At 66.7% G+C, this 12,339-nt stretch carries 16 protein-coding genes; 9 read left to right on the top strand and 7 right to left on the bottom strand.

The window, feature by feature from the left end:
- From ACRDUX_RS08615 to ACRDUX_RS08605, 3 genes are all read left to right on the top strand, one after another.
- Window positions 1-533: flavin reductase family protein (locus ACRDUX_RS08615; protein WP_526412917.1), on the top strand; the 533-nt coding region annotated here is incomplete at its 5' end.
- A 27-nt stretch (window positions 534-560) separates the two neighbouring features.
- On the top strand, window positions 561-1,991 hold the full coding sequence (locus tag ACRDUX_RS08610) for a serine/threonine-protein kinase (RefSeq protein WP_526412915.1): 1,431 nt from the start codon (window positions 561-563) through the stop codon (window positions 1,989-1,991).
- On the top strand, window positions 1,988-2,452 hold the full coding sequence (locus ACRDUX_RS08605) for a nuclear transport factor 2 family protein (protein ID WP_526412913.1): 465 nt from the start codon (window positions 1,988-1,990) through the stop codon (window positions 2,450-2,452). The genes ACRDUX_RS08610 and ACRDUX_RS08605 overlap by 4 nt, the downstream gene beginning before the upstream one ends.
- Here ACRDUX_RS08605 and ACRDUX_RS08600 read toward each other — a convergent pair.
- Window positions 2,427-2,894, bottom strand: coding sequence for an NUDIX hydrolase (locus tag ACRDUX_RS08600; protein ID WP_526412911.1), 468 nt, complete (start codon window positions 2,892-2,894; stop codon window positions 2,427-2,429). The genes ACRDUX_RS08605 and ACRDUX_RS08600 overlap by 26 nt on opposite strands.
- A gap of 110 nt (window positions 2,895-3,004) precedes the next feature.
- On the opposite strand from ACRDUX_RS08600, the gene ACRDUX_RS08595 reads away from it, so the two are divergent.
- A complete protein-coding gene (locus ACRDUX_RS08595) occupies window positions 3,005-3,814 on the top strand; it encodes an SGNH/GDSL hydrolase family protein (RefSeq protein ID WP_526412909.1) in 810 nt (269 codons plus the stop codon).
- Here ACRDUX_RS08595 and ACRDUX_RS08590 read toward each other — a convergent pair.
- The 3 genes from ACRDUX_RS08590 to ACRDUX_RS08580 are packed head-to-tail and all read right to left on the bottom strand — an operon-like array spanning window position 3,782 to window position 5,643.
- A complete protein-coding gene (locus tag ACRDUX_RS08590; protein ID WP_526412907.1) occupies window positions 3,782-4,195 on the bottom strand; it encodes a DUF732 domain-containing protein in 414 nt (137 codons plus the stop codon). The two genes, ACRDUX_RS08595 and ACRDUX_RS08590, sit on opposite strands and share 33 nt — an antisense overlap.
- Window positions 4,196-4,233: 38 nt before the next feature.
- Window positions 4,234-4,797 carry a hypothetical protein gene (locus ACRDUX_RS08585; RefSeq protein ID WP_526412905.1) on the bottom strand — a complete coding sequence of 188 codons (564 nt, stop codon included), beginning with the start codon at window positions 4,795-4,797 and terminating at the stop codon, window positions 4,234-4,236.
- 15 nt (window positions 4,798-4,812) lie between these two features.
- Window positions 4,813-5,643 carry a ketosteroid isomerase family protein gene (locus ACRDUX_RS08580; RefSeq protein ID WP_526412903.1) on the bottom strand — a complete coding sequence of 277 codons (831 nt, stop codon included), beginning with the start codon at window positions 5,641-5,643 and terminating at the stop codon, window positions 4,813-4,815.
- Between the two features lie 116 nt (window positions 5,644-5,759).
- Here ACRDUX_RS08580 and ACRDUX_RS08575 point away from each other — a divergent pair, with 116 nt between their 5' ends.
- The 3 genes from ACRDUX_RS08575 to ACRDUX_RS08565 all read left to right on the top strand — a co-directional run bounded on the left by ACRDUX_RS08575 (window position 5,760) and on the right by ACRDUX_RS08565 (window position 8,397).
- On the top strand, window positions 5,760-6,113 hold the full coding sequence (locus ACRDUX_RS08575; protein WP_526412901.1) for an Rv0313 family protein: 354 nt from the start codon (window positions 5,760-5,762) through the stop codon (window positions 6,111-6,113).
- 133 nt (window positions 6,114-6,246) lie between these two features.
- Window positions 6,247-6,681, top strand: coding sequence for a hypothetical protein (locus tag ACRDUX_RS08570; RefSeq protein ID WP_526412899.1), 435 nt, complete (start codon window positions 6,247-6,249; stop codon window positions 6,679-6,681).
- Between the two features lie 51 nt (window positions 6,682-6,732).
- Complete coding sequence (locus ACRDUX_RS08565) at window positions 6,733-8,397, top strand: acyl-CoA synthetase (RefSeq protein WP_526412897.1); 1,665 nt, start codon at window positions 6,733-6,735, stop codon at window positions 8,395-8,397.
- On the opposite strand, the gene ACRDUX_RS08560 is transcribed toward ACRDUX_RS08565, so the two are convergent.
- The 3 genes from ACRDUX_RS08560 to ACRDUX_RS08550 form a co-directional block, all read right to left on the bottom strand.
- Window positions 8,349-8,918, bottom strand: a complete 570-nt coding sequence (locus tag ACRDUX_RS08560) for a hypothetical protein (protein ID WP_526412895.1) — start codon at window positions 8,916-8,918, stop codon at window positions 8,349-8,351. The two genes, ACRDUX_RS08565 and ACRDUX_RS08560, sit on opposite strands and share 49 nt — an antisense overlap.
- A gap of 94 nt (window positions 8,919-9,012) precedes the next feature.
- Window positions 9,013-9,891: a cyclopropane mycolic acid synthase family methyltransferase gene (locus ACRDUX_RS08555; protein ID WP_526412893.1), complete on the bottom strand. Its 879-nt coding sequence runs from the start codon at window positions 9,889-9,891 to the stop codon at window positions 9,013-9,015.
- Between the two features lie 110 nt (window positions 9,892-10,001).
- Entirely contained in the window at window positions 10,002-10,517 is a 516-nt protein-coding gene (locus ACRDUX_RS08550) for an SRPBCC family protein (protein ID WP_526412891.1), read from the bottom strand.
- 114 nt (window positions 10,518-10,631) lie between these two features.
- On the opposite strand from ACRDUX_RS08550, the gene ACRDUX_RS08545 reads away from it, so the two are divergent.
- Window positions 10,632-11,414, top strand: a complete 783-nt coding sequence (locus ACRDUX_RS08545) for an SDR family NAD(P)-dependent oxidoreductase (RefSeq protein WP_526412889.1) — start codon at window positions 10,632-10,634, stop codon at window positions 11,412-11,414.
- 412 nt (window positions 11,415-11,826) lie between these two features.
- Window positions 11,827-12,339, top strand: a 513-nt coding sequence (locus ACRDUX_RS08540) for an NlpC/P60 family protein (protein ID WP_526412887.1), incomplete at its 3' end; no start/stop codon positions are given.

Raw genomic sequence — 12,339 nt, 5'->3', positions numbered from 1 at the left:
GGTCGATGATCTATGCGGGCCGCAGCCGCGACACCCTGCCGTTCCTCGACGAGCTGGCGCGGTTCGGTGACCGCATCGACGTCCGCACCGACGACGAGGCGGGCCTGCCGACGGCCGCCGAACTGCTCGGCGACTGCCCCGATGGGACGACGGTGTACGCGTGCGGCCCCGCGCCGGTGCTGACGGCCCTGCGGATGGAGCTGGCGGGACGCGACGACGTCGAGCTGCACTTCGAACGCTTTGCGGCACCCCCGGTCGTCGACGGCAGCGAGTTCTCGGTGTCGGTGGCATCGACGGGTCGAGACATCCGCGTCGGCGGCGACGAGACGCTGTTGGCGGCGCTGAACCGCGAGGGCGTGCACGCTGCGTACTCCTGTCAGCAGGGTTTCTGCGGGACCTGCCGCACCCGGGTGCTCGCGGGCGGGGTGGATCATCGCGACACGCTGCTCACCGACCCCGAACGCGACGCCGGGATGATGCTGATCTGCGTCTCGCGGGCCGCGGATGACGAGGGCCTGATCCTCGACCTCTGATCGCATCGGGCCGACTACTATTCGCCCATGCCGTTGGAGGAGGGGTCCACCTTTGCCGGTTACACCATCGTGCGGCGCCTGGGCTCGGGCGGGATGGGCGAGGTCTACCTGGTACGGCATCCGCGATTGCCGCGCCAGGACGCACTGAAGGTGCTGCGGCCCGAGGTATCGGCGGACCGCGAATACCGCGAACGGTTCAACCGCGAGGCGGACATCGCCGCATCGCTGTGGCACCCCCACATCGTCGGCGTGCACGACAGGGGCGAGTTCGACGGTCAGCTCTGGATCGACATGGACTACGTCGACGGCACCGATGCCGGTCGTCTGCTGCAGGACCAGTTCCGCAACGGGATGCCAGGGGCGGAGGTCGCCGAGATCGTCGCTGCCGTCGCCGATGCGCTGGACTACGCGCACCAACGCCTCCTGTTGCACAGGGACGTGAAGCCCGCCAACATCCTGCTGGCCAACCCCGGGTCGTCTGAGAGTCGAATTCTGTTGGCGGACTTCGGAATCGCCCGCTGGGTCGATGATCCGAGCGGGCTCACCGCGACGAACATGACGGTGGGCACGGTGTCATACGCCGCGCCCGAGCAGCTCATGGGCGGCGCCATGGACGGGCGCGCGGATCAGTACGCATTGGCCGCCTCCGCCTTCCATCTGTTGACGGGTGTCCCGCCGTTTCGGAACTCGAATCCCGCCGTGGTCATCAGCCAGCATCTGTCGGCGGCACCGCCGGCGATCGGTGACCGGCGCCCCGACCTCGCGTCGCTGGACCCCGTCTTCGCCAAGGCGCTGGCCAAGGATCCAACGGATCGGTACGAGCGCTGCGCCGATTTCGCCCGTGCACTGCGACACCGGCTCGGCAACGACGACTCCGACGAGACACGGCTCTCCCCAGCCGTGCCCACGGCGGCACCGCAGCGACGGTCGCCGTTGCGCGCGGGCGTCATCGTGCCCGCGGTGCTGGCCATCCTTCTCGTCGCGGCCATCGGGTTCGGCCTCTTCGAGTGGACCAGGGCCGACGACGAGCGGGTCCCTTCACCGGCCACCGCGACGCCGACCACGTCGCGGGCGGCACCGTTACCGCCTCCGCCACCGCCTCCTCCGCCGCCCGCCACGACCACCGACACTCCCACGGAGACCACGACTACCGACACGATCACGACCACCTCGGCACCGGTCCCTGCCGCGGTCATCGGCGCGGACTGCTCCCCGGCGGGTAGCACCGGCACCACTGCGAGCGGAACGACGGCGTACTGCTCGGCGCTGCAGGGCACCAGCGCGACGATCTGGTCGCTGAGCCAGGGTGAGGTGCCTCCACCTACGGTGACGATCGATCCGACGGAGACGCCGCTGCCCACCGAGCAGGAGACGCCGGTCCGGGTGTGCATGCAGCAGACCGGCCAGTCCCGGTTCAGGTGCTGGGAGGACATCCGGCGCGGCAACGGCCTGCCGTGACGCTGCACATGGGCGACCGGCTTGCGGTGGCGGACCTGGTCAATCTATACGCCGCCGCCGTCGACGATCGCCGGTACGGCGACGTCATCGAACTGTTCACCGAGACAGCCGAATTGAGGCTTCCCGATCCGCCGCGCGAGCTGGATCCGGTCATCGTCAAGCGGGGCAGGGACGGAGTTCGCGAGGCGATGGAGGCGCTTGCAGCGGTCGACCGCACCGAGCACGCGATCGTCGGCGAGGTGTACGCCGACGGGCCGGGTCCCGGTTACGCGCTCGGTCGCATCACGTGCATCGCGCATCACTGGACGCGCTCGGGTGATCAGGTCACCGACGTGGTGTGGCATCTGCGGTACGACGACGAATACCTGCTGACGCCCGCGGGCTGGCGGATCCACGGCCGCAAGCTGACGATCAACGCCATCGAGACTTCTCCGGTTAGACGTCTTCGAGATGGGCGATGAGGGAATCCAGCAGCGGGCGCTGACCCTTCAGCAGCTTCGTCTGAGCCTCTGCGATGGAAAACCAACCCACGCGGTCGATTTCGGGATACTCCTTGACCCTTCCCGATCCCTTCGGCCATTCCAGTTCGAAGGTGTTGCTCACGCTGTCGGTGACGTCGAGGTCCGCTTCCACGGCGAAGGCGGTGACGATCTTGCCGCCGGACTGTTTCACCGGCGGCAGCGCGGTGCGCGGACCGTCCGGCACGGGGAGGCCGATCTCCTCGACGAACTCACGCTGAGCCGCCGCCCACGGATCCTCGTCGTCGGCGTACTCGCCCTTCGGAATCGACCACGCCGCTTCGTCCTTGCGCGCCCAGAACGGCCCGCCCGGATGGCCGATCAGCACCTCGACGTCACCCCCGCCGGTCCGGTACAGCAGCAGTCCGGCACTCATTCGTGGCACGTCGTCAACTCCTCCGTCGAACCGGAACACTACGGTCCCCCACGCCGCTGAGGGCCATCCGGTCGAGTGCGGCCGACACGCGTCGGTGGGCCGCCGCTAGAGTCGCCTCCGTGACTGATGGGTCATACCTGCGATACGTCGCACTCGGCGACAGCCAGACCGAAGGTCTGTGGGACGGCGACGACGCGTCCGGCGTGAAGGGCTTCGCCGATCGGCTCGCCGCCAGGCTCGAGGAACTGCACCCCGGTGTCCAGTACGCGAACCTCGCCGTGCGCGGCCGCCGCATCCGCGACGTCCTCGACGACCAGCTTCCCAACGCCATCGCCATGCGGCCCGACCTGATCACCAGCTGCATCGGGATGAACGACGTCACCAGACCCGGCCGCACCTTCGACAACGCGCTCGCGGACATCGACCTGCTACACGACAGGCTCGCCGAAACCGGCGCCACGATCGTGACGACGACATTCCCCGATCTGGAGAAGATCCTGCCGGTCGGGCGCTTCCTCGGAGGCCGGGTGTTGCAGATCAACGCGGTCATCCGCGCGGCCGCCGTGCGACACGGGTTTCGGCTCGTCGACCTCTATGACGCTCCGTCGATGGGCGATCCGGACGTCTGGAGCCCCGACCGCGTGCACGGCTCACCCCGTGGGCACGCCCTGTTCGCCGCGGCCGCCGCCGAGGCTCTCGACCTGCCTGACAGCAGCCATGATTGGGCGGCGTCGAGAGCCGACGCCGTCAGGCCGGACTTCCGGTCACGGATGTATTCGCAAGCCCTGTGGACGCAGAATCTGCTGATGCCGTGGATCTGGCGTCACCTGAGGGGGTTGTCCAGCGGCAACGGGCGTGGCCCGAAGCGTCCGGAACTCGAACCCGTGGCGACGGCGCTAGGAGCCGAAGCCGCTGAGTCCGCCGAGTAGGCCCAGCGGAATGGGGGACTCGCCGTTGGCCATCGCGCTCATGGCGCTCGGGCAGAAGGCGGAGATCGCCAAGCCGGTGAACATGGTCGCTGGGCCGAGGGACATGCCGCCGGCGTCGGCGACCTGAGCTGCGGTGTCCGCCATGTCCTGGCCGGGCTGCGACAGCATCGGGCACACCGACTGGCCGAGGTCGGCCGCCTGGGCAGGGTCGACCATTCCGACTCCCGCCGAGCCCAGCGAGTTGATGAAGGCGTCCGTGGAAGCATCCGTTGACGGATCCGTGGAAGGATCCGCCAGCGCGGGAGCTGCGGCCATCAGAGCAGCGGAGAGCACGCCAACGGTCAAGACGGCGATCCGGGCGGGTTTCGATTTGCTGTCCACGCGGCAAAGACTACGGCGAAATTCTGTGGTTGGCCCAATCAGGCGCCGGTCCACACCTCGGCGATCTGACTACCGACGTCGATGACCTTGGCCTTCTCGGACTCCGGGCTGTCGATCTCGCCCGCGACGTGCAGCGCGATGAACCTCTTGATCTCCGCGTCGATACCTGCGACCACCCTCAGCAACTCGGCGCGCAACGTCTTCGAGGTGATGTGGATCGAGATGTCGGACGGTCGCGGCTTCTGCACGTCCAGGATCAGCGTCAGCGGATGTGCGGCGACGGCCGTGGCCCGCAGGGCGATCTCGCCGAACACCATGAAGCGCGGCTTGTCGATGCGCAGGTCGATCACCATGTCGATCTCCAGCGGAATGCGGATGTCGAACGTGATCTGCGGCCCGATCTTGCGCGTCACGGCCGGTTGCTGAACCTTGACCTTGGCGGTGACCTTCGCGATCTTGCCGGGCCCCTGTGCAATCGGTCCGATCTGGAACTCGGCGCCGGCGATCTGTCCGATCGCGGCACCGACACGTTCCTCGGTCACGGCGATCTCGAAGAACCGGCGACCGAATTCCTCATACGTCATGGAGTCGTAGTCAGACATGGTTCAACCACAGTCTCACGTCGGCCGGTCCTCGGCGAACACGCGCACCGCACGGATCCGTCTCCGATGGCCCACCCAGCTCCGTCCGCCCGTCATCGGATGGGTGTCGATCTCAGCGAGGAGCACGAAATGACGGTCTGCGCGCTCCACCCTGGCGACGACGGAGTGCCCGGCGCGGATCATCCCGTCCCAGCTGGCGCCGTGCAGCAGAGCCACCAGTTCGGACGTCCCGATCCGGTCGGTGTCTCCCCTGGTGATCTGTGCGGTGTCGGCCAACCGCCGCTTCACTGCGACCTCGTCGCCAGCGCAGGCGTCGTCGAGCAGCGCGGCGAGGTGCGGCTTCGCGCGAGCGCCCACCCCGCTGAAGCCCGTCAGGAAACCCCCCGTTCCGGACGGCCCCTGGTTGGCAAGCAGCGCACGGAGAAGTCGAACGCCCGCGGGCACGGCGCCGACGCCGCTACGCGCGAACTGCCACACCATCGCGGGAAGCTCCCAAAATGCCTGCAACCGCTGAATTCTCAGTTCACCGTCGAGGTCGTAGCGCAGAAAGGTGGGGATCAGCATCGTCACCGACGACCCCATCTGCACCTCGAGGGTCACGTCGCGGATGACGGTCGAACCCGAGACGACGTCGGTGTGCCGGTGGAAGGTGATGTCCCTCGGTCCGATGAAGGTGTCGTAGAACCGCTCGATCTGCGCACGTCCGCGGTGTGGCCTCGAGCCGACGGGGTCCTCGATGCACCCCTCTGGGGTGAAGAGCCCGACCCAGCCGTCGCGGTCGTGGACTCCCGCTGCCTGCGGTGAACGTTCGACGGCGGCGAGCAGTTCGGTCCGGGTGGCGTTCATACCCAATCACTTACCACTGAAGTTCGCCGATGGGTGAACGCCGTGGCGAAGTCGACCGACGCGCTGCACACTGGAGACAAGCTCCGCAGGTAGTCGGCGCAGATGAGGAGTCCGTCATGAGCCAGAATCCCTTCGGAATCGACCCCGAGGACTTCGACCGCGTCATGCGCGAGGCCGGTGATGGCTTGCGGGACGCACTGGGCCGCCTCGGCAAGCAGGCGAGCTGGGCGACGCTGCTCGACGAGTTCACCAGGTCGACCCGCCCCAGGACCGAGCCCGAGACCGCGGGTGAGACCGGCGACGGCGTCTGGTCCATCTACACCGTCGATGAGGCCGGGGGCGCGCACATCGAAGAGGTGTACAGATGCGAACTGGACGCGTTGCGCGCCAACAGGAACAACACCGATCCGGGTCGCAAGGTGCGGTTCCTGCCCTACGGCATCGCGGTGAGCGTGCTCGACGGCGAATGACGGGGATGACCCACGGCCGCTGCTCCTAGCGCCTCGATCGAAAGCGCTCTTGTCCTCGACGAGACCCGTTAGGCTTTGCCGCAACGTCGATGGAGCCGCCCGGGCGGCGACCGTGTTTGGAGGGCTCATCCACATGATTCGCGAGCTGACGATCGCCGTCGCGATCGCAGGGGCGGCCATCGCACTGGCGCCGTCCGCCATGGCCGATCCGTTTCCCGACCCAGGCCCGATGTATCCGGACACCCCCGGCCGTTATCCGACCGACGTGCCCGGCATGAACTACGAGGCCGCGCTGAGCGCCCCGTGCGACAACTATCAGCTGTTCACGTTCGGCCGCAGTCGCGGCGGCTCGACGCTGGCGTGCCACTACATCCCGAACCAGTGGCCACCGGTCTACACGGGTTTCTGGGTGTCGTCCTACCCGCTGCAGGGGGTCAAGGAGATCGGTTCACCGTGCCCCAATCCGAAGGTGGCCGCGCAGGCGCCCGACGGCCGTCCGATGGTGTGCCTGGGCGCGCAGGGCTGGCAGCCGGGCACGTTGACCGGAGCGGGATTCTTTCCCGGCTGACCGACGACCGTCAGACCATACGCTCAGCAAGCCACTGTATGTTCATGACTCATGGGTAGCGGTATCAGCTTCAACCTGTCGGACGTCTTCGGCACGGTGGCCAGGACGATCCCGGATCAGACGTTCCTGGTGTGGCGGGGCAGCCGGCTGTCCTACGCCGAGGTTGACCGAAGGGTGGACGGCTTCGCCAACTACCTGACCTCGGTCGGACTGGGCTGCCACACCGAGCGCGACGCGCTGGCGGGCCACGAGTCCGGGCAGGACCACCTCGGCATCTACCTGCGCAACGGCAACGAGTACCTCGAGGCGATGATCGGCTCCTACCGGGCCCGTGTGGCGCCCTTCAACACGAGCTATCGCTACGTCGAGGACGAGTTGCTGTACCTGCTGACCGACTCGAAGTCCAAGGCGCTTGTCTACCCCGCCGAGTTCGCCCCTCGGGTGGCCGCGATCCGTGACCGGCTGCCGCACCTTCGCGTACTGGTCCAGGTCGCCGACCAATCGGGCAACGCGCTGCTGCCTGGTGCCGTCGACTACGAGACCATCCTGTCCACCCCGACGCCGGCCGACGGCATGCCCACCCCGTCCGGCGACGACCTCTACGTCCTCTACACCGGCGGCACGACGGGCATGCCCAAGGGCGTGTTGTGGCGCCAGCACGACATCTTCCTATCGTCGATGGGCGGCCGGCCGTGGGGCAGCGACCAGCCCATGGCGTCACACGACGAATTGGCCGAGAAGGCGCGAGCGTCGGCGGGCGCGATGTCGATGATGATGATTCCGCCGTTCATGCACGGCGCCGCTCAGTGGGCCGCCTTCAACGCCGTCACGATGGGCGGGCGGCTGGTGATCCCCGACGACGTCGAGCGGATGCGCCCCGCCGAGGTGCTCCGGCTCGTCGAGAGCGAGAAGGTGCTGAGCCTCCCCGTGGTGGGCGACGCGATCGCGCGTCCGCTGCTCGACGAGATCGAGACCGGCGACTACGACCTGTCCGGCCTGTTCACCATCACCAACGGCGGTGCCCCGCTGTCACCGACGGTGCGCGAGCGCATCCTGGCGGCGCTGCCCCACCTGATGCTGCTCGACGCAGTCGGCGCCTCGGAGTCCGGCGCGCAGATGAGCACCGCAACGACCGCGGGCGCCGAGACGCAGGCTGCGACTTTCACCCCGCAGTCGGATACCGCCGTCGTCTCCGCGGATCTCGACCGGGTGCTGCGACCAGGCGAGGGCAAGGGCTGGCTGGCGCGGCGCGACCTGATCCCGCTGGGCTACCTCGGCGATCAGGCCAAGACGGCCAAGACGTTCCCGACCATCGACGGCGTGCGGTGGTCGGTGCCAGGCGACCGGGCGGATGTGTTGTCCGACGGACGAATTCAGCTGCTTGGCCGAGACTCGGTCACCATCAACTCCGGCGGCGAGAAGATCTTCGTCGAGGAGGTCGAACGCGCGATCGCCGCTCATCCGAGCGTGTACGACGTCGTCGTGGTGGGCCGACCGTCGGAGCGTTGGGGCAGCGAAGTGGTCGCCGTCGTTCAGTTGGCCGACGGCGCCGAGGCCTCCGACGAGGATCTCGTCGAGGTGTGCAGAACGTCGATCGCCCGCTACAAGATCCCGAAGGCGTTCATCCGGACGCCGAAGGTGGTGCGCTCCCCCGCGGGGAAGGCCGACTACCGCTGGGCCAAGGAAGTGGCAACCGAAGGCGTCAGGTCGGAGTAGCCGGCGAGGAAGCTCGCCCGCCCACGAAAGGCCTCGGTCATGCCGACCGGCTCGGAAAGGCCGAGGGCCGCGAGCGCATGTCCCTTGAAGGCGCGGGCGGCGGCGCTGAGCTCGTGCTCGACGAGATCGACGCCGCGCTCGATGCCTTCCGGCCACGAGTTGCCCCAGATGAGGACGTCGCCCATCCCGCGCTTCATGGCACGCAGCACGTTCGTCCTGAGCTCGTCGTCCGCGCAAACGGCGTCGGCGGACGCGGCAAGGGCCAGGGCGCGTGCCGGCGCGGTCGAGTCGTCGTGCTGATCCCGCGGCCCCGCATTGACGCCGAGGATTTGCAGCGGCAGAGGGTCGCATCCACCGGGCATCAGCACGTTGACGCTCCAACCCGCCATCGACCGATCGAAGAGCCAGCCGCCTGCCGAGCGCACGACGTCGACGACGTCGCATGCGGTGACGTCGAGCTGGTACTTGCCCAACCCACCGGCATTGGCCCTGGAACGGGTTCCAAACGTCCGAGCGCTCATCGCATTCCACCTCTGAGACTGTTGTCGTGCGGTACGTCGAGCCTATCGCGACACCAGACAAGAGCGTGACACTTTGGAAGCAATCTGTAAAGGCCTACTTGGCCAGGGTGAACTGACAGAGATCGGTGTAGCCCTTGTGGAAGAAGTTGGAGCAACCCGTCAGGTACTTCATGTACCGCTCGTACATCTCTTCCGATTGGAGGGCGATGGCGTCATCGCGGCGAGCCGCCAACGTGGCCGCCCAGATGTCTAGCGTCTTCGCGTAGTGCTCCCTGAGCCGGTGGATCCGGTCGACGGTGAAGCCCGCTTCTCCTGAGAACTTCTCCACCTCCGCGACCACGGGGATCTGACCGCCGGGGAAGATCTCGTCGCCAATGAACTTGGTGAACTTCAGCAATGTCATGGTCACCGGGAGCCGTAATTCCTCCCGCTCTTCGGGGCCCGCGCGGGTGATGGTGTGCAGCAACATGATTCCGTCATCGGGCATGGCCTCGTATGCCATGTCGAAGAAGTGGCCGTACCGGTCGTAGCCGAAGTGCTCGAAGGCCCCGATGGAGACGATGCGGTCGACGGACCCACCGAATTCCTCCCACCCCATGAGCTCGACGCGCCTGTCCCGGTCGCCAGGGATTTCGGCAATCACGTTCTCGACGTGCGCGGCCTGATTGCGGCTCAGAGTCAGCCCTACGACGTTGACGTCGTACTTCTCGATGGCTCGCTTCATGGTGGCGCCCCAGCCACAGCCGATGTCCAGCAGCGTCATGCCCGGCTCGAGATGGAGTTTGCCGAGGGCAAGGTCGATCTTGGCTAGTTGGGCCTCTTCGAGTGACATGTCATCGCGCTGGAAGTAGGCGCAGCTGTAGGTCTGAGTGTCGTCGAGAAACAGTCGGAAGAACTCGTCGGAAAGGTCATAATGGGCCTGGATATCGTCGAAATGGGGTTCCAGCGCTAGTTTCCGGTTCATCGCACTCATAGGCGCCTCCTCGTTGTATGCGCCTCATTGGCGTCGGCTTGGCTCGACAACCCGGCCACCCTACGCCTCGCGATTGCCAGAATCCTGTGGTGGCGTTATCAATGTCATCGTCATTCGAAGCATCGACGGATGCCCGCGAGCATCTCGCCATGCGCTTTCACTGCCTGTCGCACCGTCGTCGCCGCCAGGGGTCGTGGGGCCTCGATCCTGAGCCGTTCGGTGACCCGGGTGCCCCCGTCAACCGGGTCGAAGGACACCTTCCCGTGCAGTCGGACCTGGGGAAACTGGCGTGCTTCGGTCAGAACGTCGCCGCGTGTCGGGACGTGGACCCGTGCGGTGTAGGTGATCGCCATCGTGAAGCGTCCGAAGGGGATGCGGTCGCGGACGCGGTATGTCTGGGTATAGGAGTCGATGGTCTCGTCGCGTTCGATTGTCTGGACCGAGACGACGAGCGGGTGGACGCGGGTGATGTTGTGCAGGTCGCAGTAGAAGTCGCGCACCTCGTCCGGGGCTGCGGGCACCTCGTCCGTCACGACGTGCTCCGAGCTCGTGAGCCACCACCCGCCGCTTCGCGCCACGACGCAAACGTACCCGTCGACCGTGGCGTGCCGGTAGGTTGACGCCATGGTCCACCTCAATGGTCCGGCGGCAGGCGCGCCGCTGGCCGACTTCGTCGAGTTACTACCCGGCACCGCAAGGACTCTCGCTGCCATCCACGGCAGCGCACCCGGCGGGATGTCATGACCGCCGACTACTCGCACGCTCGGTCGCTCGCCGGTCGCGCGGTGATCGTCACCGGGGCCGCACAGGGGGTGGGCAAGGGCGTCGCCGGAGCACTGTTGGAGCGCGGCGCATCCGTCTTGCTGGTCGATCACCAGGTCGACGAGCTCGCGGCGACTGTCGCCGAATTCGCCACGGCTGGTTGGACTTCCGAATCGATCATCGCCGATCTACGGGATCCCGCCAGCCCCCGCAAGATCATCGACGCAGCCCTGGCCGGGTACGGACGGGTGGATGCACTGGTGAACAACGCGATTGCCACCAACGAACCAAAACCGTTGACGGACATCACCTCCGATGACTACGACCTGGTATTCGACGTTGGTCCCCGCGCGACGTTCTTCCTGATGCAGGCGGCGTATCCCACAATGAAGGCAGCTGGCGGTGGCGTCATCGTCAATCTCGGGTCAGGGTCGGGAACGGGTGGGCAATCACAGTTCGCAGCCTATGGCGCTGCGAAGGAAGCGATCCGCGGCATGTCAAAGGCAGCGGCCCTCGAATGGGGCCGCGACAACGTGCGGGTCAACGTGATCTGCCCGTTCGCGGACTCCCCCGGCGTTCAATTCTGGCAGGACGTGGCCCCGAAGGATTTCGACCGGGCACTTCGTGCGGTTCCACTCAAGCGCGTCGGCCGTACGCGTGAGGACATTGGGGCTGTTGTGGCGTTCCTGGTGGGCGATGACGGCGCCTTCATCACGGGCCAGACCCTCATGGTCGACGGGGGTATGGGCGTGTTCCGCTGATCCCGGCGGTCGTCACGGCCCCTTGGTGTGAAAGTGCTTGCTCCACAGGTCCATTTGCTTTGACGTTTTCTCGTTGCCCGTGGCTCTTGATCGATTCACCACGGGCCAAATCTACGATGACGACAGTTCATCGTGGCAACCGTCAGGACGTGACGCACGAGCGGTGGCCGGGCCCAGGTCGACGCTGCGGCCGGCTTCCCAGATTTGCGGTTTGACATGCCGTTTCGTAGGCTCACCGCAGCGTTTGGCGAATTCGATTCCGCTGCAATGGGAACATCACTCAGCCAAGCCGCATTCAACTGAGAATGCCGGGCCCGCAACGGTATTTGTTGTTCACGCCATTGGAATGCCGAAAAGTGATGGCTACCACAGATTTTGGCGTGTGCAAATCCGATTGCTAGCGTCCATCCGCATGATCGATGTTATTGCGACCACAGCGCTGTTGACTCTGGTCAACCAGGTTTCGGGTACGCCGTATCGGACGGGCGGCGATACCCCCTCTGGTACGGACTGCTCGGGTCTGGCGTCATGGGTGGCCAACGCGGCCACTGGCAGGCCCATCTACGGCGACCGCTTCCACACCGGAAACGAAGAACAAGCCCTTCTCGCCCGCGGCTTCAAGCCGGGCACCGCGCCCGGCGCCCTGGTGATCGGATGGAACTCCGGTCACACGGCCGTCACGCTCCCCGATGGCACCCCGGTTTCGTCCGGTGAAGGCGGCAGGGGCGTGAAGGTCGGTGGTGGTGGCGCCTTCCAGCGCCAGTTCACCCGCCACATGTACCTGCCGGTGGCTCAGGACGAGCAGGCCGAAGATCCGATGGCTCCCCCGCCACCTTTCGATCCGTTCGCACCCCCGCCTCCGCCACCTTTCGATCCGTTCGCACCCCCGCCCCCGCCTGCGGATCCCTTCGCCCAGGCCCCAGGG

The sequence above is a fragment of the Mycobacterium sp. genome (assembly GCF_050701675.1).
In the GTDB taxonomy this organism is placed as follows: domain Bacteria; phylum Actinomycetota; class Actinomycetes; order Mycobacteriales; family Mycobacteriaceae; genus Mycobacterium.
Note: the sequence above shows the minus strand (reverse complement) of the source record. Positions and strands in the feature narration are given on the sequence as shown.